Consider the following 22437-nt stretch of genomic DNA (forward strand, 5'->3'; position numbering starts at 1 on the left):
TCAACTCACAGTCTGGAACCCCGCATGAGCGCCCTGTTCACTCCGATCAAGCTGCGCGGCCTCGAGCTCGCCAACCGCATCGTCGTGTCGCCGATGTGCCAGTACTCGGCCGAGAACGGCGCCGCCAATGATTGGCACTTCACCCACATCAACACGCTGGCGCTGTCGGGCGCGGCGATGTTCTGCATCGAGGCGACGCATGTCGAGCCGATCGGCCGCATCACGCCCGGCTGTCTCGGGCTGTGGGACGATACGACGGAAGCCGCGCTTGCGCCGATCCTGGCCTCGGTGCGCAAGCACTCCAAGACAGCGATCGCAATGCAGCTCGCCCATGCCGGCCGCAAGGCCTCAAGCCACAAGCCGTGGGATGGCGGCCAGCAGATTCCTATTGCGGATGGCGGCTGGCAGACGGTCGCGCCGTCGGCGCTGCCGCACAAGGACGGCGAACTGGCGCCAGAGGCGCTCGACGCGGCAGGCCTCGCACGCATTCGCGATGCGTTCGTTTCTGCGGCGCAACGCGCCGCCCGCCTCGGCATCGACGCGATCGAGCTGCACGGCGCGCACGGCTATCTGCTGCATCAATTCCTGTCGCCGATCGCCAACCAGCGCAGCGACGCCTACGGCGGCTCGCTGGAAAATCGCATGCGCTTCCCGCTGGAGGTCTTCGATGCCGTGCGCGCGGTCTTCCCCGCGGACAGGCCAGTCGGTGTGCGCGTGTCGGCGACGGACTGGGTCGCGGGCGGCTGGGATCTCGACCAGACCATCGCCTTTGCCAACGAGCTGAAGCGCCGCAGCGTCGATTGGATCGACGTGTCCTCGGGCGGCGTCTCGCCGCTGCAAAAGATCACGCTCGGGCCCGGCTATCAGGTGCCATTTGCCGAGGCCGTGAAGAAAGCGACGGGACTACCAACCATGGCGGTCGGCCTCATCACGCAGGCGCAGCAAGCCGAGGAGATCGTGGCCTCCGGCAAGGCCGACATGGTCGCACTCGCCCGCGGCATGCTCTACGACCCGCGCTGGGGCTGGCATGCCGCCGCCGAGCTGGGCGGACAGGTCGCCGCCCCTCCGCAATATTGGCGCTCGCAGCCGTCGACGCACAAGGAGCTGTTCGGCCGGACGACCTTCGGTGCGCGCTAGGTGGAGACGCGATGATCCCACGTGATCGCATCTTCGTCTCCCGCGCGATCATTTCAGATCGGGTGGGGCCGACCTGCGACATCTTGTGACGATCCTCAAGTTCGGGTAACATATTCCCGCCCACACAACCGCTCTGTCCGACGCAACTCATAGCAGCCCTTCGGCGTCACGTGTCGAACCAAAGTCTTCACGACGAATTCGAGCGCGCTGGCGTGTGGCGTCGGGCAGGGGCGTTTTTCATTGATGCGCTGCTGGTCGTGATCCTCCTGCAGGCCGCTGGGATCGTGCTGTTCCCGCTGACACATGGCCGGGTGCAGTTTGCCGACGGCATCTACGCGACCAACTGCAGCAAGCGCGAGGCCGTACCGGATGGTGTGGCAGTCCCGCCGCAGTTCAATCCCACCGCGATCCTCGACTGCGAGCACCATCTGTTCGGATTGCCTTCGGCCCGGATGTTGCGCGTGTCGCGGATCACCCAGGATGGGCCGATCACCAAGGAGATTCATATCGACAGCATGCTCGATGCGGACGGCGTGCCGGTCAAGGGATTGTCGCTCGGGATCGTGCTGCTGCCCCTGCTGCTCGGCTTGCGCCTCATGCTCGACGTCCGGCGCGGGACGCCGGGCCGCCGGATCTGCCGCCTCCGGCTGGCTCAGAGCCACGGGGACGGTCCACCGTCCTTGCGCGCCGCCCGGCGACGCTATGGGATGCTGCTGCTGATCTTCGGTCCGACGATCGCGTGGGCGCTGGCGCAGTCCTTCACGGCGGTCACGGCGCTTCCTGAAGATCTCCTTTTCGGGATTGCGGTCGCCGTCCTTTGTCCGCCTCTGATCGGAGGTCTGGTCGCTTGGCGGCAGATCTATGTGCGGGCGGACACCTGGTACGATCGCTTCGCCGGCACGCAGGTGGTTCGCGTTGAGCGGGGCCGGCGGCCGATGACGGAGGTGGCTGGCGTCATGGCGCCATCGCCGCCGGAGCCCTCGCGGCAGAATTACATCATGCGGCATTGGCGTGGCCAGTTGTCGCTACCGCTGTCGTACTGGGTCAATGGGACGCTGCTCGGGTTTCTAGCTGGTGTCGCAGTCGCTGCCGCGAGCGTCCTCCTGTTCGATGGCGTAATCGACGATCATCCGACCGCCGGGTTGACGGCGCTCCTGATGATTTGGCTCATCCTGGCGCTCCTGATGCTCTGGCAGAACGTCGGCATCTGGCGATCGGCGACGGTCTATAGCGCGTCCGGGCGAACTGGCTGGGGCGGCGTCGCCAAAGTGATGGTGTTGCTCGGCATTGTCGGAGGGCTCTGGAATTTCGTCAGCAACGGCCTGCCTCAGATCGCCGAAATCGGCGACATCGCAACGGGCGACCAGCGCCTGGGTCCGCATCGATTCCAGGTGCTGGCCTATGGGGAGATGCTCGAATTCTCCGGAGGCATCAAATTTGGCGTCGCGCGGGAATTGGCCGAGCTGCTCGATGCCATGCCTGACGTGAAGACCGTCCGCCTCAATTCGCAGGGCGGCCGGATCCGCGAGGCGCAGCGCATGTCGGACCTCATCAAGGCGCGGGGACTTTCTACGTTGGTCGAGCAGACCTGCCTCTCGGCCTGCACGATCGTGTTCCTTGGCGGCACCGATCGGGCCGTGATGTGGAATGCCCGACTTGGCTTCCATCAACCCTCCTATCGCGGCCTGAGCGCCGCCGATCGCCGCGCCGCGATCGAGCTGGAGCAGACCCGTCTTCAGAAATTCGGCCTCAGCCGCGACTTCGCCGTCCGTGCCAACCAGGCCGAGCCGAGCTCGATGTGGTATCCTGAGTCGCGCGAACTGCTGCGTGAGAACGTTGCCACGCGCATCGTCGGCGGGCCGCCGAAGCCGGCCGCGATGGCGCCAGCCTCGCCTTTCACGTCGACCGAAAGGGGCACAACGCCCCGAGCCGCCGTGATTCCCGCGGACGTGCTGGATCGTTTTCGCACGCCGCCAAAGCCTGCATCCTCCTCCGCAGCCGACAAGTAGCTCCGCGTTCGCGCAGCCCCCTGGCCATCACGTGATGGGTCATGCGCGGTTGGGCGCTGATCCTGCTCGCAGGACGTGCTATGCTGGGTCGTGCGCAGCGATGCGTGCAGCGCAGCAGAGCAAAAAAACAAACGCGAGAGGAAAGCGCCATGGAAATTGGATACTTCACGATGCCCTCGCATCCGCCGGAGTGCGGGTTGAAGGAAGGGCAGGAGTGGGACTTGCAGGTCCTGCGCTGGCTCGATGAGCTCGGCTATCAGGAAGCCTGGATCGGCGAGCATCACACCGCGCCCTGGGAGCCGCATCCGGCGCCCGATCTGATCCTGGCGCAGGCATTCCGCGAGACCAAGAACATCCGCCTCGGGCCCGGCGGCTTCCTGCTGCCCTATCATCATCCGGCCGAGCTCGCCAACCGCGTCGCGATGCTGGATCATCTCTCCGATGGCCGGCTCAATTTCGGCATCGCCGCATCTGGCCTGCCGAGCGACTGGGCGATGTTCAACGTCGACGGCATGAGCGGCCAGAACCGCGAGATGACCCGCGAGGCGCTGGAGATCATCCTGCGTCTGTGGACCGAACCGGCGCCGTTCACGCACAAGGGCAAGTACTGGACAGTGACCAAGCCCGACGTGATGTTCGACTTCCTGAAGCCGCACATCAAGCCGGTGCAGGCGCCGCATCCGCCGATCGGCGTCGCCGGCCTGTCGAAGAACTCGGACACGCTGAAGCTCGCCGGCGAGCGCGGCTTCATTCCGATGAGCCTCAACCTCAACCCGGCCTATGTGTCGTCGCACTGGGATTCGGTCGAGGCGGGCGCGGCCAAGTCCGGGCGCAAGCCGAGCCGTAATGACTGGCGGCTGGTGCGCGAGGTGTTCGTGGCCGAAACCGACGAGGAGGCGTGGCGGCTGTCGACCGGCGACATGATGGGACGGATGATGAGCGAGTACTTCCTGCCTCTGCTCAGCCATTTCGGCTTCAAGGACTATCTGAAGCATTCGCCCGAGGTGGCCGACACCGACGTGACGGTGGACTATTGCGCCAAGCGCAACTGGATCATCGGCTCGCCGGCAACGGTGACCGAGAAGATCGAGAAGATCTGGCACGAGGTCGGCGGCTTCGGGACGCTGTGCGTGTTCGGCTTCGACTACAAGCACAAGCCGGAGGCCTGGCACAACTCCCTGCGGTTGCTGAAGCATGAGGTGATGCCGAGGTTGCGCCATCTCAATGCCGACATGACCAGGGCGGCGTAAGCTGTTTGATCAATCATGGCCGGACCGGCGGTCTCGCCGGTCCGGAGCAAGGGGGGTCTCCATGCGCATCCGCGTCCGACGTTTTGCTCACGTCCTGGAGCGCTCGGGATTGGCCTTGGCCGGTGCGGCCTGCGGGGTCTTCGTCGGCGCTCACGTCGGTTCCAGCGTGCCCGCGCTGACCACCCAGGGCTTCCTGCTTCTGATGATGCTGTCCGGCGCATTCGGCTTCTATCTCGGCATCGACACGCCGCAGCTTCCCTTCCATCCGCATGAGGAAGGCACGCCTGCGGAACGGCGGATCGACGCGGCCGAGTTTCTTAGCGCGGTCGGCACCTTCCTCGCCACGCTGACTGCGTTCTTCGCCGTCGCCATCATCATCCTGCGCGAGGATCCGCACATCGTCTGGACCTCATTGATCATGGATCATGGCGGGTTGGGTCATCGGTGTCATCATGCAGATCGTGGCGGGGGCCATTGCGCGGATCCGGCGCTGAATTCGTGATCAATTTTTGGGCTGATCCTGTCGCGACTTTCATCTGGTACCGGCAGCGCGTGATCGTGCATGGCTTTGCGAGTTCTGCCGAGCGGAACTAATTGGTCCTCGCTGCCTGCGGGGGACCTCGACGTTCATCTTGTCCCGCGGAGCGCGGTCGTGCATCGGGGCTGCATTTCCGCTCTGTGAGCGCCAACCTGGCTCGCGTCCATGCATCCGGAGCAGGCGCAGCATCAAAACGCCGCATGGCCGCGTCGCGCGCGTTGGCGCGCTTGATGCATTGCTGCTCTCCGAAATCATTTGGGACGTGAATCATGATCAAACGGGTGTTGTTGGGCGTTGTCATCGGCTGCGGATTGGCCGTAGCGCATGCGGAGGAGCCGAAGGTCGGCGGGGTCGTCAACGCGGTGATCCAGCCGGAGCCGCCCGGCCTGATGCTGGCGATGGTCCAGAACGGCCCGACCCAGATGGTATCCGGCAACATTTTCGAGGGCCTGCTGCGCTACAGCCCGAAGCTCGAACCGCTGCCCGGCCTCGCGGAGAGCTGGACCATCAGTCCGGATGCGAAGGTCTACACCTTCAAGCTCAAGAAGGGCGTGACCTGGCACGACGGCAAGCCGTTCACCTCGGCCGACGTGCTGTTCTCGATCGAGATGCTGAAGCAGACGCATGCGCGTGCCCGCAACAATCTCGTGATGGTCGAGAAGGTGGAGGCGCCCGATGATCTCACCGTGGTGTTCACCCTGAAGGAGCCGTTCGGCCCCTTCATCGGCATCTTCGAGGTCGGCTCGCTGCCGATGGTGCCGAAGCATCTCTATGAGGGCACCGACTACAAGACCAATCCGAACAACAACGCGCCGATCGGCACCGGCCCCTTCATGTTCAAGGAGTGGCAGAAGGGCTCGTTCATCCGCATGGTGAAAAATCCGAACTACCACGAGAAGGGCAAGCCCTACCTCGACGAGGTCTATTGGCAGATCATTCCGGACGCCGCGGCGCGCGCGGTCGCGTTCGAGACCGGCAAGGTCGACGTGCTGCCGGGCGGCTCGATCGAGAATTTCGACGTGCCGCGCGTCTCCAAGCTGCCGGGCGCCTGCGTCACCGGCGCCGGCTGGGAGTTCTTCTCGCCGCTGTCCTGGATGTGGCTGAACCTGCGCAACCCGGTCCTCGCCAACAAGAAGGTCCGGCAGGCGATCATGTACGCGATCGATCGCGACTTCGCCAAGGATGTGATCTGGAACGGACTCGGCAAGGTCGCGACCGGCCCGTCGGCCTCGACCATCAAGTTCTACACCGACGACGTGCCGAAATATCCGTACGATCCCGCCAAGGCCAAGGCGCTGCTGAAGGAGGCCGGCTACAAGGGCGAGAAGATCCGCATGCTGCCGCTGGCCTATGGCGAGACCTGGCAGCGCTGGGGCGAGGCGGTGAAGCAGAACCTGCAGGATGTCGGCATGACGATCGAGACGATCGCGACCGACGTCCCCGGCGGCAACCAGAAGATCATGGAGTGGGACTACGACATCGCCTTCACCTATCTCTATCAGTACGGCGATCCCGCGCTCGGCGTCTCCCGCAACTACCTGACCTCCGCGATTGCCAAGGGTCAGCTGTTCAACAATGTCGAGGGCTATTCGAACCCCGAGGTCGACAAGCTGTTCGCCGAGGGCGCAACCGCGCCGACCGATGCCAAGCGCAAGGAGGCGTATGAGAAGGTGCAGAAGATCCTCGTCGAGGACGTGCCTGTGGCCTGGCTGCTCGAGCTGCAGTTCCCGACCATCACCAAGTGCAAGGTCAAGAACCTGATCACGACCGGCGTCGGCGTCAACGACGGCTTCCGCGACGCCTGGCTCGATAAATAGCGGTGTTCGAGGGAGCGCGGCACCAGTGTCGCGCTCCAGCGCCTCATTTGATCGTGCCGAGCTGACCATCACGGGCCCTCTATGCTCTCCTTCATCGCCCAGCGCGTCGCGAAGGGCGTCATCGTCCTTCTCGCCATCATCGTGCTGAACTTCTTTCTGATCCGGCTGGCGCCGGGCGATCCCGCCGTTGTCATGGCCGGCGAGGCCGGCGCGTCCGACCAGATGTTCGTCGCGCAGCTGCGTGAGAAGTTCGGCCTCGACCGACCGCTGCCGGAGCAGCTCCTCATCTACGTCAAGGGCATCGCCACGCTCGATCTCGGCTTCTCGTTTCGCCAGCAGGCGCCAGTCGCCAAGCTGATCGCCGAGCGGCTGCCCGCGACGCTGCTGCTCACGCTGTCCGCGTTCGCGATCTCGCTCGCGCTCGGCGTGCTGTTCGGCGCCCTGGCGGCGCGATTCGCCGGAACCTTCCTCGATACGGCCATCACCGTGCTCGCGCTGATCTTCTACGCGACGCCGCTGTTCTGGATCGCGCTGATCGCGATTCTCCTGTTCTCCGTCTGGGTCGATTGGCTGCCGAGCTTCGGCTACGAGACCGTCGGCGCCGGCTACACCGGGCTACGCCATGCGCTCGACGTCGGCGCGCATCTGGTGATGCCGGCCGCGACGCTCGGTCTGTTCTTCATGGCGACCTACACCCGCATGACCCGCGCCTCGATGCTGGAGGTGAAGCGGCTCGACTTCGTGAAGACCGCGCGGGCCAAGGGCCTGCGCGACGGCGTCATCCTGCGCCGCCACGTGCTGCGCAACGCGCTGCTGCCGGTCGTCACCCTCGCGGGCGTCCACGCCGGCACGCTGGTGGGAGGCGCGGTGCTGACCGAGACCGTGTTTGCCTGGCCCGGCATCGGCCGGCTGATGTACGACGCGTTGATCCAGCGCGACTACAATCTGCTGCTCGGCGTGTTCGTGGTGTCCTCCGCCATGGTGCTGATCTTCAACCTCGTCACCGACCTCGTCTACCGCCTGGTCGATCCGCGCATCGAGTACGCCTCATGAGACAGTTCTGGCGCACCATGCTGCGCAGCCCAAGCGGCATCATCGGGCTGATCATCCTCATCCTGGCGATCGTGATCGCGGTGGCCGGTCCGTTCTACTTCCCGAATTCGCCCTGGCGCATGGTACAGCGACCGTTCGTGCCGCCGTTCACCTTGGCGAAGGTGCCGCTCGGCACCGATGCGCTCGGACGTGATGTCCTCGCTGGCCTGATCTTCGGCGCGCGCGTCTCGCTGCTGGTGGGCCTTGTCTCGACACTGGTGGCGCTGGTCGTCGGCGTGCCGCTCGGCGCCATCGCCGGCTATTTCGGCGGCCGCGTCGATGACGCCTTGATGCGCTTCACCGAGTTCTTCCAGACCATTCCAAGCTTCGCGCTCGCCATCGTGCTGGTCGCGATCCTGCAGCCCTCGATCTACTCGATCGTCGCCGCCATAGGCCTCGTCAGCTGGCCGCCGGTGGCGCGGCTGGTGCGCGGCGAAGTGCTCTCATTGCGGACCCGCGAATACGTCCAGGCCGCGATCGTGACCGGGCAAAGCAATTCGTGGATCATCTGGCGCGAGATCCTGCCCAACGCGCTGTCGCCGGTGATCGTGCTGGCTTCGCTGATGGTCGCGACCGCGATCCTACTGGAATCCTCGCTGTCGTTCCTCGGTCTCGGCGATCCCAATCTGATCTCCTGGGGCTACATGGTCGGCGCCGGCCGCACCGTCATCCGCCAGGCGTGGTGGATCACGGTGTTCCCCGGCGTCGCGATCCTGGTCTCGGTGCTCGGCCTCAACCTGATCGGCGAAGGCCTGAATGACGCGTTGAACCCGCGCCTGTCGCGCGAGGGCAGGTGAACGATGTCTGATCCCGTCGTCACCATCAAGAATCTCCGCATAGCCCTGCCGAAGGGGGCCGAGCGCGCGCACGCGGTCGACGGCGTGTCGTTCGATCTCACCGCCGGCAAGATCGTCTGTGTCGTCGGCGAGTCCGGCTCGGGCAAGTCGATGTGCGCGCATGCGCTGCTCGGCCTGCTGCCCGACACCGTCAAGGTGGACAGCGGCGAGATCCGCTTCGAGGGACGCGATTTGCTCGCCGTCGACGAAGACGGCTGGCGCGATCTGCGCGGCCGCCGCATCGCCATGGTGTTCCAGGAGCCGATGACCGCGCTCAATCCCTTGATGCGGATCGGCGACCAGCTGATGGAGGTGTTCGAGGCGCACGACCTGCACACGCCCGCGGAGCGCCGCGCCAAGGCGCTGGCGCTGGTGCGCGAGGTCGGGCTGCCCGATCCCGAGCGCATCATCCGCGCCTATCCGCACCAGCTCTCCGGGGGGCAGCGCCAGCGCGCCATGATCGCGATGGCGCTCGCGCTTGAGCCGGCCGTGCTTGTCGCCGACGAGCCGACCACCGCGCTCGACGTCACCACCCAGGCGCAGATCCTGAAGTTGATCCGCAACCTGCAGGCCAGCCACAACATGGCGGTGATGTTCATCACCCATGATTTCGGCGTCGTCGCCGACATCGCCGACCAGGTCGTGGTGCTGCGCCATGGCAAGGTCGTGGAGGAGGGCACCGCCGAAACCGTGCTCGGCAACCCGCAGCACGACTACACCAAGGCGCTGCTCGCCGCCGTTCCCTCGTTCGACCCGCCGCCGCGCGTCACGCGCGAGGATCAGCCGAAGGCGATCGAGGTGATCGGCCTCGACAAGACCTATGTGACGCCGACCGGCTGGTTCCGGCCGAAGCGTGAGACGCGCGCTGCGCACGCGGTGAATTTCGTCATCCATCAGGGCGAGACGCTCGGGCTGGTCGGCGAGTCCGGCTCCGGCAAATCGTCGGTCGCACGTCTCGTCATGCGGCTGATCGAGGCCGATCGCGGCACGGTGCGCATCGGCGATGTCGATCTCACGACCCTGGAGGGGCGCGCGCTACGCGCGCAGCGGCATCGCATCCAGATGATCTTCCAGGATCCGTTCGCCTCGCTGAACCCGCGCCGCAAGGTCGGCCGCATCATCGCCGACGGCATGGTCGCGCGCGGCACGCCGCTGGACGCGGCGCTGACCCGCGCGCAGGAGCTGCTGGGGCTGGTCGGACTGGATGCCCGTGCCGTCGATCGCTACCCGCACGAGTTCTCCGGCGGTCAGCGCCAGCGTATCGGCATCGCCCGCGCGCTCGCGCTCGAGCCCGAGATCATCGTCGCCGACGAGGCGGTGTCGGCGCTCGACGTGTCCGTGCAGGCGCAGGTGCTGCGGCTGCTGGAGGATCTGAAGGCGCGGCTCGGCCTCTCGATGCTGTTCATCACCCACGATCTGCGTGTCGCCGCGCAGATCTGCGATCGCATCGCAGTGATGCAGCGGGGCGAGATCGTCGAGCTGAAGCCGACGGCTGCGCTGTTTGCAAATCCTGAGCATCCCTATACGCGCGAGCTGCTTGCGGCTGTCCCTGGGCGCAAGCCTCAGCCGGCCGAAATCGACGCATAAATGAGTTGCAACATATTTGGCGTATTTCGGTTATAACAGCATCATTCGGGACCCGAGCCGACGCCTCTCTCCGCCGAGGCGGGTTCCGATCCGCATCCGCTCCCGAGCGCAGTCTTGCGAGACGCTCGTCCGATGCCGTCACTGAACCGTGGCCGTCCTGTGCCAATCTTGCCAGCACGCGCCGGCGCGTTCGCCACTCCAATGAGGAAGTCTCCGATGTCAGAGCGTAGGCCCACGGCCGCGGTGCTCGAAGCCCAGAAAGCGTTCAAGCCGGCTCCGGCCCCAACCAGTGACTACGAGAAGGCGCAAGGCGCCTTCAATCAGAACCGCGAGCGACTGAGAGCCGAGCGCCTGGCGCGCGAGGCGGCTCTTGCCGACAGCAAACATCTCGACAGCAAACAAAAGCCGGCGTGAGCGCCGGCTTCTTTCGCCTCTCTGTGCCAGCCGAGCTGGCAGCCCTCGCGCTTAGCTGCGCGGCGTCGCGGAGGTGAGCGGGCCTTGCGGCCGTTCGCGCTCGGTGCGCGCGGAACTCGTCGATGGAAGCGCGCCCGGCCTTGCCGTGGGCACCTTCTTCACCGGCGCTGGCAGCAGCCCTTCGCGGATCGCGGCCTTGCGCGCGACCTTGCGCTGGCGCCGGATCGCGTCGGATTTCTCGCGTGTCTTGCGCTCCGATGGCTTCTCGTAGGCGCGGCGCCGCTTCATCTCACGGAACACGCCCTCGCGCTGCATCTTGCGTTTGAGAATGCGCAGCGCCTTCTCGACGTCATTGTCACGAACGAGTACCTGCAAAAGCGTCCTCCTTGTCTTCATCTCGCGATGAGTGTCTTGATGTGAAGTCGATCGGCGTAGCGCCTGCGATGGCGCCACGTTCAGCAGTGTCTGTCTCAGGATTCAGAATGATGAGCTGAACGCGATGAGCTGAACGAGATGTGCTGAGAGATATGTCGAGACATGGGTGATCCCCTTCGTAGGAAGGCGGGAGCACGATCTGTCTCTCAGCCATCGATGGCCGGGCCGTTACCGATGGTGCCGGCAAAGATAAGCGCGAACCCTCGATATTGCCAGCGCGTTGGACCGCAGTGTCACCGGCCGCAAACTATATTTGCGTCGCGCCCTTGTAATCCCCAGGAAAGGGTCTACCTTGAGATTGTTCGATTAGCCGCTGTGCCTTTCTGAATGTGCCCGCGGGCTATTTCCAAAGTCATCGCTCAGTTGAATGATGAGATCGTGCGGTGTTCGCGCGATGAATACGCTTGATAAAGCGTTTGGAGATAGACATGCAGGGTACCGTGAAGTGGTTCAACGGTCAGAAGGGTTTTGGTTTCATTCAGCCGCAGGACGGCGGGAACGACGTGTTCGTTCATATCAGCGCCGTTGAGCGCGCTGGTCTCGCTGGCCTGGCCGAAGGCCAGAAGCTGACCTTCGAGGTCAAGACCGACAAGATGCGCGGCAAGACCAGCGCAGAAAATCTGACACTGGTCTGATCGTACTGATCAGGCGTCTTTGTTAGACGTCTCAAAGCCATTTCACGGATGTACTGAAATGGCTGGTTTGCCCGCTCGATCCTGTATTGAGCGGGCTTTCTGCGTCTCGACGATAACCCGCTTCACCGGAAGGATCTGTCGATGGCCACCAGGAAGATCTTGGAACGCTCTCCGGAAAGCCTGGCACGCGCCGAGCGTCAGCGCGTCGCGGCTGAGGATGGAGCGAAGGCGCGCGCCGAATGGGATCAGCGCGCGATCGCGGTGCGCAAGAACATGGAGCGCCTGCGCACGTTGCGGCTCGCCAAGGAGGCTGAGGTGGCGCAATCGGCTCCCGCTGCGCTTCCTGCAAAGCGGCGGAGAAAATCTCCACCGCGTTCAATTAGTCCTTGATCGTGCTTCTGATCGTCGCTGACGCAAGCTCGTCGTGATCAACAGCTACAAGCGCCCGAACCGTGTTCCGCGTCCGGATCCGACCTTCCCGACCCGAGGAGGCTGACGTGGCCAAATCCAGCGCAACAGACGTCCGTATCGCCAAGGACGACCGGCAGAGCGGAGGCCAGACGATCGCATTCGCTCTCGCGATCGGGGCGACGCGGCAGGTCTGCCACCTCGAGACCTGCTTCTGCACCCGCAATCAGGCGCTCGCCTATCTGCAGCGCAATCGCACGGCGTTCGAGCAGATGGCGCGTGAGCGCTTCTCCCGCGGCGAACTCACGGACGGCGTCATCCATTTGCGGATGATCTGACGCCGTTGGCGATCGCGGCGCTGTAATGCGCCGCTATTCCGACCTGGCCTTGACCGGGAGCGGCACGCGTTCGTAGGTCGGCGGCAGGTTGATGGGCCGATAGTCCGCCGATTCTGCGATCCGCATCAGGACGCTCTCGTGGACGAAGGCGCCATCCGGGATGAAGCGCGGCTCGCAGTTCGGGATATAGAAGCCGAGATGCGCCTTGCGCTCGGGCCATTCCCTGTACTTCGCCTTCTTCGGCAGGAATTCGAGCAGCCGCCAGGCCGGCGTCATCGAATCGTGCAGCGGGCCGTGGATGCTCGGAGGCACATAGGAGAACGGGCTGTTCTTGCGCTGTACCCCCCAGGCGAGCTGATTCACGGTGCGCGGATTGACGGCGAGCCCGGCCTCCACCGCCTCGTCGATCATCCAGAGCAGCGGATATTTCGAGGCCGCCGACTGCGCTTCCGGATAGCCGCCGCCGACATCGCAGTGGACGCCGGCGAACCACACCTGCTTGGCGTCCTGCGGGCCCGCCTTGGCCTTGTTGAAGCGGTTGGGCGTGAAGGTCTGCGGCATCTCCCACGGCTTCAGCCGGAACATGCAGCGGCGCTCGTCGATCGCCGCGGCCTGGCGAAAGATCTTGACGCTCGGATTGCTGATGGTGAACGCCAGCTCCTCCAGGCTCGGCAGCGCGAACAGCCGGTCCGTCCGCGGCACGATGACGCTGGCCACCGTGTCCCACACGCCGACGAAGTGAATGGTCGGCCAGCGCGTCGAGGTGATGCGCGCGAATTGCGCGGCCTGGTCGTCGCGGCTCTCGGGGATCGGCCCCTCCTCCTCGGTGCTCTCGAGCTCGGTCGTGATGCCGCGTCCGGCCTTCGGGTTGTCGGAGGAGTATTTCTTGTAGGCGATGACGCCGGAGCCCGCGAGATTGATCTGGTCGGGCGAGATCAGTCCGACCTTGTGGATCAGCCCGGCCAGCACGCGCACGGTGTAGGCGCCGCGCGAGAAGCCGAACAGGAAGATGCGGTCGCCTTCCTCATAGTGCGACGCGAGGAAGCAGTAGGCCTTGATGACGTTGTCATCGAGCCCGTAGCCTGTCGCCAGGCCCAGCACCATGTTGAAGTTCGTCTTGAAGCGATGCCAGCTGTCGGGCTGCGTCAATGTGCCCACGCCCGGATCGTAGAACACGGCCTGATGCGGCGTCGTCTTGTCGGTCTTGCGCAGGCAGCGATAGAGCTTGAGGACGTTGGAAATGTTCTCGCTGATCTCGTTGCCGGTGCCGTCGCAGCAGATGACAATATTCTTCATGACAAAGGAATGTCCGCTATAATGCTACCGCAGCGAGTGTAGAGCATCCGGCTGAGCTTGGGGAGACCGCTTCTCCAGATCCTTCGTCGGAGGCCGCGCGTTGCGCGTATCGCCGCTGGACAGTCTTTCCGATCGCTTGCGACGTGCCGTCTGCGAACTGCGGTTCGGCAAGGGGCGGGCAGACGGCGGTCGTGACCGCCACAAAACACGCTGACAGAAAAAATAAGCTTTCACAAAACGCAAAGGCCGGATCTCGCGACCCGGCCATTCGTCAACTCATTGCGTTCGACGCTCGCCACAGCCGCGCTCGGCTGCGACGAAACGCGACCTCTCAGCTCGCCTTGGCGACCGGAGCGGCCTCGGAGGCCTTCTTCTCGATGGCGCGCTTCAGCTCGAGCGCGCGCGGCGAAAGCGCCGCGGCATTGGCCTTCAGCAGATAGGCATCGAGGCCGCCATTGTGGTCGACGCTCTTGATCGCGTTGGTCGAAACGCGCAGGCGCACGTTGCGGCCGAGCACGTCCGAGATGAAGGTGACGTTGCACAGGTTCGGCAGGAAGCGCCGCTTGGTCTTGATGTTCGAGTGGCTGACCTTGTGGCCAACCTGGGGGCCCTTGGCCGTCAGTTCACAGCGCCGCGACATGGCAATAAATCCTCTCTCATCCCCGCACCCTTCGTCCGCCTGAAGTCGGCGGGCCGCGGGGGTCCAAAACTCGTCCAGCTCGTCTCTGGGAGATGCGGTCCTATAGGGGGGATGCGGCTTTTCGTCAAGGTTTTGAGGCGGCGCGGCAATGGCAGCCTGCGAGGGTGTCGAGTCGGGTGAGCCCCGCCGGTTCCAGGCAACGGTATCGAGAGGCCGAGCGGCAGCCGTGCCGGTGGCCGCGGCGGCCGGTCCTCGATCCGGAAACAGGTCGTACAATCAATAGTATAGGCTGAAAGTCCCGACCACATAAAGGGCGTATTCGAAAGCGATCAATGGGGACTTGCGCGGCGTGTGTCAGGCCGGCCCGGCGGGCCGCAGGCCAGGACGGTGGCAGCGTGACGCGGCTTCGCCGGGATGCGGTCCGGGCGCAAAGCGCTGGACAATCGGCCAGAGAGCGACCGGTTGGCGTTGTTCAGGCGTGTTTTTGGCGTAAGTAACACCCGTGGCGCGGCGCAGAGGCCGACGGCCCGGTCAACGGATCGGCAGGATCATTTCGACGTGACGAACAGCTCGGCCTTCTTCCGTTCTCGGCGCCTCGCGGCGGCCGGATCTCTCGCTGCCCTCCTGATGCTGACGCCGCAGGTGGTTCGCGCGCAAGCCAGGCTCGATGCCCAGTACGAGGCATCTCTGGCCGGTATTCCCGTGGGGAAGGGTACCTGGGCCATCGAGATTGGCGATGATCAATACGGCGCTTCGGTCCAGGGCGGCACGGCCGGCCTGCTCAAGAGCTTTTCGCAGGGCTCGGGCAACGGCTCGGTGCAGGGTCGCGTCGTCAACGGCGCGCTGGTTGCCCAGAGCTATCAGGCCTCGACCACCACGGGAAAGAAATCCGAGCAGATCCGCATCAACCTGCAGAACGGCACGGTGAAGGATTTTGCCATCGAGCCGACACCGCCGGTCGATCCCGACCGCATTCCGGTGACCGATGCGCACAAGCGCGGCGTGTTCGATCCGATGACCGCGTCGCTCGTGCGCGTGCCCGGGAACGGCGAGCTGCTGTCGCCGGAGTCCTGCCGTGGCGCGGCGCCGATCTTCGACGGCCGGATGCGCTATGAGCTCAAGCTCGACTACAAGCGCATGGAGAACGTCAAGGCGGAGAAGGGCTATCGCGGCCCCGCGCTGGTCTGCGCGATCTACTTCACGCCCGTCGCGGGCTACATCCCCGATCGGCCGGTCATCAAATATCTGGCGCAGGCCCGCAACATGGAAGTGTTCTTCGTGCCGCTGGCGGGCACACGCGTGCTGGTGCCGTTCCGGGTGGTGATCCCGACATCGTTCGGGACCGCGATGCTGGAAGCGACGACGTTCATCACGCAGGCGACGCCGCACGTCGCCAAGACGCAGTAGCGCTGCATCTCGCCATTGCATCTTACCTGGCCTTCGCTTGGGAGCGTCCGCCAAGGCCGACGCCGGACGATGGACGCTGTAGGGTGATCTCGGAAGGATGCGCGGCCCGGTGAGTTGCTCGGGTTTCGCGGAACGGCCGGGCGCCAGCCAGGCCCATCGCCGAAGGGATGGCTCAAGAGCGTGCATAACGAGGCCGTTCGAACGCGGGTGAATCCGTTTGACTCTTTCCCCGATCTGATTCGACTCCGGGCTGGCGCAAAGGCGCTTCAGTTCCATCGCAAAAGCGTTGCTTGTGAAGCCCGCGAAAACTTGATCTAGTGCTGGCTAAATCGCAGAGCGCGAGATGTTGCGGTGAACGAAGCCGGAAAGACGATGGAGTCACCGATTCCTTCGTGATTCGTTCTCAAGGCGTTCCGAAGCTTAAGCTGCGGCACTATATGCGTCACAATGTGAGACAGGGGTCAGCATCGCAGCCTCTCCAGATACAGCCAAAATATGCCTTCATCGCGCGTGAACCGCGCGCTTCCAACGCCGGCTTCGAGACCCACATTTAACGAATGGCTTTTTCGTCTTCTTCGGCTGCCTCGCCTTTCGAGCGCATGTCCGACCGTGCATCCGACCGTGCTCCTGGAAGCGGCGTCACCGCCGTGCTCGGTCCCACCAACACCGGCAAGACCCATCTCGCGATCGAGCGCATGCTGGCGCATTCGTCTGGGATCATCGGCCTGCCGCTGCGGCTGCTCGCGCGCGAGGTCTACAACAAGATCGCCGATCGCGTCGGCAGCGAGGCTGTCGCGCTGATTACCGGCGAGGAGAAGATCAAGCCGAAGAATCCGCGCTACTGGGTGTCGACGGTCGAGGCGATGCCCAGGGATCTCGACGTGTCGTTCCTCGCCGTCGACGAGATCCAGATCGCCTCCGATCTCGAACGCGGCCACGTCTTCACCGACCGCATCCTCAACCGGCGCGGCCGCGACGAGACACTGCTGCTCGGCGCCGCGACGATGCGCCCGATCATCGAGCGGCTGCTGCCGGGCGCCTCGATGATCACCCGGCCGCGGCTCTCGCAGCTCGAATTCGCAGGCGATCGCAAGATCACGCGGCAGCCGCGGCGGACTGCGATCGTCGCGTTCTCAGCCGATGAGGTCTATGCGATTGCGGAACTGATCCGCCGCCAGCATGGCGGCGCGGCCGTCGTGCTCGGCTCGCTGTCGCCGCGGACCCGCAACGCCCAGGTGGCGATGTTCCAGAACGGCGACGTCGACTATCTCGTCGCCACCGACGCCGTCGGCATGGGGCTCAATCTGGACGTCGATCACGTCGCCTTCGCCTCCGACCGCAAATATGACGGTTATCAGTTCCGCCGCCTGACGCCGTCGGAATTTGCCCAGATTGCAGGCCGCGCGGGCCGCGCTACGCGCAACGGCACCTTCGGGACCACCGGGCGTTGTGCGCCGTTCGAGCCCGAGCTCGTCAACGCGCTTCAGAACCACACTTTCGATACCGTGAAGGTGCTGCAATGGCGCAACTCGAAGCTGGATTTTGCTTCGCTGAGCGCGCTGCAGGTGTCGTTGGCGCTGGCGCCGTCGCACGAGGCGCTGACGCGTGCGCCGATCGCCGAGGACCTGCGGGTGCTCGACCACGCCGCGCGCGATGCCGAGGTGCGCGACATGGCGCATGGCGCGGCGGCCGTCGAGCGTCTATGGGAGACCTGTCAGATTCCGGACTATCGCAGGCTGTCGCCGGCCGCGCATGCCGAGCTCGTGACCACCGTGTTCGGCTTCCTGATGCAGAAGGGGCGTATTCCGGACGCCTGGTATGCGGCCCAGGTCGATCAGGCCGACCGCGTCGACGGCGACATCGACACGCTGTCGGGCCGGATTGCACAAATTCGCACCTGGACCTTCGTCGCGAACCGGCCGGATTGGCTGCGTGATCCCGATTATTGGCAGGGGATTACCCGCGATCTCGAAAATAAATTGTCAGACGCCCTTCATGAACGGCTCACGGAGCGTTTCGTTGATCGTCGTACCAGTGTATTGATGCGGCGCCTGCGGGAGAACAGTGTTTTGAATACGGAAATCGGCAAGACCGGCGAAGTGATCGTTGAAGGGCATGCGATCGGCCGCCTGGATGGATTCACCTTCGCGCCCGACGCCGCCGAAGCCGGCTCCGAGGCCAAGGCCCTGCAGGCTGCTGCCCAGAAGGCCCTGGCCGGCGAGATCGAGGCGCGTGCCGAGAAACTCTCCAATGCGCCGGACGAGCACATCGTGCTGACCGCCGATGGCACGCTGCGCTGGACCGGCGATGCCGTGGCGAAGCTGGTCGCGGCAGACGACGCCCTGCACCCGCGCCTGCGCATCATCGCCGACGAGCGTCTCACGGGAGCTGCCCGCGACAAGGTCCAGGCCCGCCTCGATCTGTGGCTCAAGACGCATATCGAGAAGCTGCTCGGGCCGCTGTTCGAACTGTCCAAGGCCGAGGACATCACCGGCATCGCCCGCGGCATTGCCTTCCAGCTGGTCGAGGCGCTCGGCGTCATCGAGCGCAACAAGATCGCCGGCGAGATGAAGGATCTCGACCAGCCTTCGCGCGCCACCTTGCGCAAATACGGCGTGCGTTTCGGCGCCTACCACATCTACGTCCCCGCTTTGCTGAAGCCGGCCGCGCGCGCGCTGGCCGCGCTGCTCTGGGCCGAGAAGCAGGGTAATGTCGACATGTCCGCGCTGACCGGCGCGCAGCATCTGGCAAGCTCGGGCCGCACCTCGTTCCCGGTCGACAAGGCGTTGCCGCGCGACGCCTATCGCGTGCTCGGCTACAAGCAGGCAGGCGAGCGCGCCGTGCGCGTCGACATCCTGGAACGGCTTGCCGATCTGATTCGTCCCGCTCTGGCGTGGCGCGAGAATACGCAGGGCGAGAAGCCCGCCGGCGCCTTCGACGGCCGCGGCTTCGTCGTCACCCAGGCCATGACGTCGCTCACCGGCTCGGCCGGCGAGGACTTCGCCTCGATCCTGCGCGCGCTCGGCTATCGCATGGAGAAGCGCCCGCCGCTGCCGCCCAAGAAGGTCGCGACCCAGATCGAGACGCCGGCCGAGACTCCGGTCGACCAGCCGGCGGAGGCTGTTGCCGCGGAGGCGGCGCCGGCCGAGACGGTATCCGCCGATGTTGCGCCGGCGACCGCCGCCGAGCCGTCGGACGCGCAGGTGCCTACGGTCGCGGAAGCCGCGGTTGCGCCGGTGACCGAGCAGGCCGTCGCCGCGCCGGACGCGTTGCCTGACGCGGCGGCCGAACCCGCGCAGCCCGCGGCGATGACCTCCTTGCCGACGGTCGACTTCGTGACGCCGACGCCGGCCGAGCAGCCGCCGGCGGTCGAGAGCGCCTCGGACCCCACGGCTGCGGCGGACGACGTCGCGCCGCAGGCCGAGACGGCTGCGGCCGACGAGACCGCCCAGGCTGATGCGGCACAGCCCGAAGCAGCCCCGGCCGAAGCCGGCGCTCCGGCGGCCGAGCCGGCGAGCGGTGTTGCCGAGGCCGCGCCGGCCGAGCCGGTCCTCGTCGAGGTCTGGCGTCCCGGCGGTCGCTCGGACGAGCGCCGGCCGCGGCACGAGCACCATCAGCGCAATCGCCATCAGCGTCCGCAGCACGATCGCGGCCAGGCCGCGAGTGGCGGCGAGGCTGCGGCCGCCGGTGCCGCACCGGCCGAGGGCGAGGGGCGTGACCGCCATCGCGGCCACGGCCGCCGCGACCGCGTGAAGGAGTTCGGCAAGGACTTCCGCAAGGGACCTCCGCGCGAAGGTGGCGAAGCCGCAGCAGCGGCCGCGCCCGCGCGCGACGATCGCGGTCCGCGCCGCGACCAGGACGGCAAGGGACGCGACCAGAATCGCGATCGCAACAAGGGCGGCAAGTTCGGTGGCGACCGCGAGGGACGCGGTGGCCGCGACTTCGGCAAGGGCGGCCGCGACAAGCGCGACGGCGGGCCGGCGCTGCGGCCCTATGCGTCGAGCGGCGGTGGTGGTGGCCGGGATCGCGACCGGCCGGTCGATCCGAACTCGCCGTTTGCCAAGCTTGCGGCGCTCAAGGAGCAGCTTGCGGCCAATAACCGCAAGGATTGACGCGGCCAGACCGGAAGGACCACGCCCACGTCCGACACCCCGTCAGAGCGCCAGCGCCTCGACAAATGGCTATGGCATGCGCGGTTGGTGAAGGCCCGCACCAGCGCCGCGGCGCTGGTGTCGTCGGGCCACGTCCGTGTCAACGGCGTGCGCGAGACCTCGCCCGGGCACGGCGTGAAGACCGGCGATGTCCTGACCATTGCCCTCGACCGCAAGGTGCGCGTGCTCAAGGTGACAGGCTTTGCGGCGCGCCGCGGTGACGCGGCGTCGGTGGTCGGGTTGTACGATGATCTCGAAGGCGCGGGCCCGGCCTGATCTGGATCGGCTGCGCGAACGCGGCTTCGATTCAGTTCTTCGCCGCGCTTCACTTGCGGCACATCACGTCCTGCGCTAGTGCAGGCCTGCCGAATTGTCGATCCGTTCCGGAGCCCTGGATGACTTACGTCGTCACCGAAAACTGTATCAAGTGCAAGTATACCGACTGCGTCGAGGTCTGCCCAGTAGACTGCTTCTACGAAGGCGACAACATGCTGGTGATCCATCCGGACGAATGCATCGATTGCGGCGTATGCGAGCCGGAATGCCCGGCCGACGCGATCAAGCCGGATACGGAGCCGGGGCTGGAGAAGTGGCTCGGCGTGAATGCCGAGTATGCCAAGTCCTGGCCCAACATCACCCAGAAGAAGGATCCGCCGGCCGACGCCAAGGAGCACGACGGCGAGGACGGAAAGTTCGAGAAATATTTTTCGTCGAAGCCCGGCGCCGGGGACTGACGGTCACCGCGATACCTCTGCCGTAGCGGCGCCGCGCCGTCTGCAGCGGACTTTGACCGGATCGAAATCGCTACGCGGAAACAAAGGCCTAGACCATGCCCCGCAGCCACGCTGAGCGCTGCGGGAGTTGTTCTATTCCGGCACGGCTCACTTAACCCTAACTTCGCGGATCCGTCACAATACCGCCCCTGAGGCCTCTAAATCATTGATTTTTGCGGGAAATGTGCTATATATGGCACATTCTCAGAGCCGAACCCGGCCATGCGTATTCTTTTTTGGCCGCCCTTTTAGGTTCCCGCAACATCAAACAGGGGCGTGGCAGTTCCGCGCGCAGGCTGTGTCACAGAAAACGCGTAAAAAGAGTGCTTCCAAGAGTACCAAAAAAGCCGCCGCGGCCAGCCGCAGCGTTTCCAAGGGCCGTGCCCGGGCTCCTGTAAAGGAGATTCGGGCTGCCGCAAAGGCCTCGGCTGCCAAGTCCACCAAGAACAAAAGAAGCGCAATGCCTGAAAAGACTGCCAAGACTGCCGCGAAAGCATCCGCCGCGAAGACCACTCTTGAAAAGGACTCTGTTGCCAAGGCCGCTCCGGCCAAGGCTGCCGCTGCGCCCAAGGCCACCAAGACGGCCGTTCCTGCTGCTGCCCCTGCTGCCAAGGCCCCCGTTGCCGCCAAGCCGGCGGCTCCCGCCGCGGCCGCCCCGCGCGTCGAGGAGAAGAAGCTGCCGACCCAGCGTCAGGGCTTCAAGACCAATGAATTCGTCGTCTATCCGGCTCACGGCGTCGGCCAGATCCTGGCCATCGAGGAGCAGGAGATCGCGGGCGCCAAGCTTGAGCTGTTCGTCATCAACTTCATCAAGGACAAGATGACGCTGCGCGTGCCGACCGCCAAGGTCGCCAATGTCGGCATGCGTAAGCTGTCCGACCCGGCGCTGGTCAAGAAGGCGCTGGAGACCCTGAAGGGCCGCGCCCGCGTCAAGCGCACGATGTGGTCCCGCCGCGCCCAGGAGTACGAAGCGAAGATCAATTCGGGCGACATCGTCGCCATCGCCGAGGTCGTGCGCGACCTCTACCGCTCGGAGTCGCAGCCGGAGCAGTCCTACAGCGAACGCCAGCTCTATGAAGCCGCGCTCGACCGGCTGTCGCGCGAGATCGCTGTCGTGCAGCACTCGACCGAGACCGAGGCCGTCAAGGAGATCGAGACGCAGCTCGCCAAGAGCCCGCGCCGCGGTGCCAAGACCGAAGCCGACGCGGTCGCCGAGGGTGATGCAGACGCCGAGGGTGACGACATCGACGGCGACGACACCGCCGTGGCCGACGAAGCCGCCTGACGGTCCCGACAGAGCGTTTTTCCAATTAGTTGCTTACGAAAGCCCGGCCGCGAGGTCGGGCTTTTTGTTTCGTGCCAGTCTGTGAGGTGAGCCCCGCTTCACCCTCCCCTGGAGGGGGAGGGTCGGCTCATAGGCGCGAAGCGCCTGTGAGCCGGGGTGGGGTGATCTCTCCACCCGCACCGGAGTCCGCGGCTTCACCCCACCCCGCTCGCCTGCTTCGCGTGCGATCGACCCTCCCCCTCCAGGGGAGGGCAATCGCATGTGGCGATCGCCGTTTTGTGCTCGTCTCTCTCCACGTCGTCATGGCCGGGCTTGTCCCGGCCATCCACGTCGGCCGGCATGCTGAGAACGACGTGGATGCCCGGGACAAGCCCGGGCATGACGGAGTA

Annotated in this window: 18 protein-coding genes and 2 pseudogenes; 17 read left to right on the plus strand and 3 right to left on the minus strand. The window is 65.3% G+C overall.

Annotated elements, in window-relative coordinates:
* Window positions 1–24 precede the first annotated feature (24 nt).
* From ACQR1Y_RS21900 to ACQR1Y_RS21940, 9 genes and pseudogenes are all read left to right on the plus strand, one after another.
* Window positions 25–1137: an NADH:flavin oxidoreductase/NADH oxidase gene (locus tag ACQR1Y_RS21900; RefSeq protein ID WP_434878054.1), complete on the plus strand. Its 1113-nt coding sequence runs from the start codon at window positions 25–27 to the stop codon at window positions 1135–1137.
* Between the two features lie 170 nt (window positions 1138–1307).
* A complete protein-coding gene (locus ACQR1Y_RS21905; protein WP_434878053.1) occupies window positions 1308–3146 on the plus strand; it encodes an RDD family protein in 1839 nt (612 codons plus the stop codon).
* A 149-nt stretch (window positions 3147–3295) separates the two neighbouring features.
* Window positions 3296–4396: an LLM class flavin-dependent oxidoreductase gene (locus ACQR1Y_RS21910; RefSeq protein WP_434861986.1), complete on the plus strand. Its 1101-nt coding sequence runs from the start codon at window positions 3296–3298 to the stop codon at window positions 4394–4396.
* Window positions 4397–4457: 61 nt separating this feature from the next.
* A pseudogene (locus tag ACQR1Y_RS21915) lies at window positions 4458–4890 on the plus strand (hypothetical protein).
* A 313-nt stretch (window positions 4891–5203) separates the two neighbouring features.
* The gene (locus tag ACQR1Y_RS21920; protein ID WP_434878052.1) at window positions 5204–6751 is read left to right on the plus strand and encodes an ABC transporter substrate-binding protein; all 1548 of its coding nucleotides are present in this window, start codon (window positions 5204–5206) and stop codon (window positions 6749–6751) included.
* Window positions 6752–6832: 81 nt separating this feature from the next.
* A complete protein-coding gene (locus ACQR1Y_RS21925; RefSeq protein ID WP_434861983.1) occupies window positions 6833–7804 on the plus strand; it encodes an ABC transporter permease in 972 nt (323 codons plus the stop codon).
* A complete protein-coding gene (locus ACQR1Y_RS21930) occupies window positions 7801–8640 on the plus strand; it encodes an ABC transporter permease (protein WP_434878051.1) in 840 nt (279 codons plus the stop codon). Before ACQR1Y_RS21925 ends, ACQR1Y_RS21930 begins: the two co-directional genes overlap by 4 nt.
* A gap of 3 nt (window positions 8641–8643) precedes the next feature.
* Entirely contained in the window at window positions 8644–10266 is a 1623-nt protein-coding gene (locus tag ACQR1Y_RS21935; RefSeq protein ID WP_434878050.1) for an ABC transporter ATP-binding protein, read from the plus strand.
* Between the two features lie 216 nt (window positions 10267–10482).
* The gene (locus ACQR1Y_RS21940; protein ID WP_434861980.1) at window positions 10483–10680 is read left to right on the plus strand and encodes a hypothetical protein; all 198 of its coding nucleotides are present in this window, start codon (window positions 10483–10485) and stop codon (window positions 10678–10680) included.
* Between the two features lie 51 nt (window positions 10681–10731).
* Here the strand turns inward: ACQR1Y_RS21940 and rpsU are convergent, their stop codons facing one another.
* Window positions 10732–11055 (minus strand): 30S ribosomal protein S21, encoded by a 324-nt coding sequence (gene rpsU, locus ACQR1Y_RS21945; RefSeq protein WP_434861979.1) that lies wholly within the window; start codon window positions 11053–11055, stop codon window positions 10732–10734.
* Window positions 11056–11543: 488 nt separating this feature from the next.
* On the opposite strand from rpsU, the gene ACQR1Y_RS21950 reads away from it, so the two are divergent.
* The 3 genes from ACQR1Y_RS21950 to ACQR1Y_RS21960 all read left to right on the plus strand — a co-directional run bounded on the left by ACQR1Y_RS21950 (window position 11544) and on the right by ACQR1Y_RS21960 (window position 12496).
* Complete coding sequence (locus tag ACQR1Y_RS21950; protein WP_434861978.1) at window positions 11544–11750, plus strand: cold-shock protein; 207 nt, start codon at window positions 11544–11546, stop codon at window positions 11748–11750.
* Window positions 11751–11891: 141 nt separating this feature from the next.
* Entirely contained in the window at window positions 11892–12140 is a 249-nt protein-coding gene (locus tag ACQR1Y_RS21955) for a transcriptional regulator (protein WP_434878049.1), read from the plus strand.
* Window positions 12141–12247: 107 nt separating this feature from the next.
* Window positions 12248–12496, plus strand: coding sequence for a hypothetical protein (locus ACQR1Y_RS21960; protein ID WP_434861976.1), 249 nt, complete (start codon window positions 12248–12250; stop codon window positions 12494–12496).
* A gap of 33 nt (window positions 12497–12529) precedes the next feature.
* Here the strand turns inward: ACQR1Y_RS21960 and ACQR1Y_RS21965 are convergent, their stop codons facing one another.
* Together ACQR1Y_RS21965 and rpmB are read right to left on the minus strand one after the other, a co-directional pair.
* Window positions 12530–13792 (minus strand): DUF2235 domain-containing protein, encoded by a 1263-nt coding sequence (locus ACQR1Y_RS21965; RefSeq protein WP_434878048.1) that lies wholly within the window; start codon window positions 13790–13792, stop codon window positions 12530–12532.
* 331 nt (window positions 13793–14123) lie between these two features.
* A complete protein-coding gene (rpmB, locus tag ACQR1Y_RS21970; protein ID WP_434861974.1) occupies window positions 14124–14432 on the minus strand; it encodes a 50S ribosomal protein L28 in 309 nt (102 codons plus the stop codon).
* Between the two features lie 627 nt (window positions 14433–15059).
* On the opposite strand from rpmB, the gene ACQR1Y_RS21975 reads away from it, so the two are divergent.
* The 5 genes and pseudogenes from ACQR1Y_RS21975 to ACQR1Y_RS21995 all read left to right on the plus strand — a co-directional run bounded on the left by ACQR1Y_RS21975 (window position 15060) and on the right by ACQR1Y_RS21995 (window position 22048).
* Window positions 15060–15839, plus strand: coding sequence for a DUF3108 domain-containing protein (locus ACQR1Y_RS21975; protein ID WP_434862040.1), 780 nt, complete (start codon window positions 15060–15062; stop codon window positions 15837–15839).
* 557 nt (window positions 15840–16396) lie between these two features.
* Entirely contained in the window at window positions 16397–19951 is a 3555-nt protein-coding gene (locus ACQR1Y_RS21980; RefSeq protein WP_434878047.1) for a helicase-related protein, read from the plus strand.
* Between the two features lie 45 nt (window positions 19952–19996).
* Window positions 19997–20266: pseudogene (locus ACQR1Y_RS21985) on the plus strand (RNA-binding S4 domain-containing protein); the annotation flags it as partial.
* Window positions 20267–20385: 119 nt separating this feature from the next.
* Window positions 20386–20724 (plus strand): ferredoxin FdxA, encoded by a 339-nt coding sequence (fdxA, locus tag ACQR1Y_RS21990; protein WP_035660174.1) that lies wholly within the window; start codon window positions 20386–20388, stop codon window positions 20722–20724.
* 499 nt (window positions 20725–21223) lie between these two features.
* On the plus strand, window positions 21224–22048 hold the full coding sequence (locus ACQR1Y_RS21995) for a CarD family transcriptional regulator (protein WP_434861972.1): 825 nt from the start codon (window positions 21224–21226) through the stop codon (window positions 22046–22048).
* Window positions 22049–22437: the final 389 nt, after the last annotated feature.

It is taken from the genome of Bradyrhizobium sp. HKCCYLRH3099 (assembly GCF_051167855.1).
GTDB lineage: Bacteria > Pseudomonadota > Alphaproteobacteria > Rhizobiales > Xanthobacteraceae > Bradyrhizobium.

Bases quoted from the DNA above. Each gene is read 5' to 3' on its own strand.
- ACQR1Y_RS21940 (WP_434861980.1), top strand. From the start codon at position 10,483: ATGTCAGAGCGTAGGCCCACGGCCGCGGTGCTCGAAGCCCAGAAAGCG.
- ACQR1Y_RS21930 (WP_434878051.1), top strand. From the start codon at position 7,801: ATGAGACAGTTCTGGCGCACCATGCTGCGCAGCCCAAGCGGCATCATC.
- rpmB (WP_434861974.1), bottom strand. From the start codon at position 14,432: ATGTCGCGGCGCTGTGAACTGACGGCCAAGGGCCCCCAGGTTGGCCAC.
- ACQR1Y_RS21935 (WP_434878050.1), top strand. From the start codon at position 8,644: ATGTCTGATCCCGTCGTCACCATCAAGAATCTCCGCATAGCCCTGCCG.
- ACQR1Y_RS21980 (WP_434878047.1), top strand. From the start codon at position 16,397: ATGGCTTTTTCGTCTTCTTCGGCTGCCTCGCCTTTCGAGCGCATGTCC.
- ACQR1Y_RS21965 (WP_434878048.1), bottom strand. From the start codon at position 13,792: ATGAAGAATATTGTCATCTGCTGCGACGGCACCGGCAACGAGATCAGC.
- ACQR1Y_RS21950 (WP_434861978.1), top strand. From the start codon at position 11,544: ATGCAGGGTACCGTGAAGTGGTTCAACGGTCAGAAGGGTTTTGGTTTC.
- ACQR1Y_RS21920 (WP_434878052.1), top strand. From the start codon at position 5,204: ATGATCAAACGGGTGTTGTTGGGCGTTGTCATCGGCTGCGGATTGGCC.
- ACQR1Y_RS21925 (WP_434861983.1), top strand. From the start codon at position 6,833: ATGCTCTCCTTCATCGCCCAGCGCGTCGCGAAGGGCGTCATCGTCCTT.
- ACQR1Y_RS21995 (WP_434861972.1), top strand. From the start codon at position 21,224: ATGCCTGAAAAGACTGCCAAGACTGCCGCGAAAGCATCCGCCGCGAAG.
- fdxA (WP_035660174.1), top strand. From the start codon at position 20,386: ATGACTTACGTCGTCACCGAAAACTGTATCAAGTGCAAGTATACCGAC.
- ACQR1Y_RS21900 (WP_434878054.1), top strand. From the start codon at position 25: ATGAGCGCCCTGTTCACTCCGATCAAGCTGCGCGGCCTCGAGCTCGCC.
- ACQR1Y_RS21955 (WP_434878049.1), top strand. From the start codon at position 11,892: ATGGCCACCAGGAAGATCTTGGAACGCTCTCCGGAAAGCCTGGCACGC.
- ACQR1Y_RS21910 (WP_434861986.1), top strand. From the start codon at position 3,296: ATGGAAATTGGATACTTCACGATGCCCTCGCATCCGCCGGAGTGCGGG.
- ACQR1Y_RS21975 (WP_434862040.1), top strand. From the start codon at position 15,060: ATGCTGACGCCGCAGGTGGTTCGCGCGCAAGCCAGGCTCGATGCCCAG.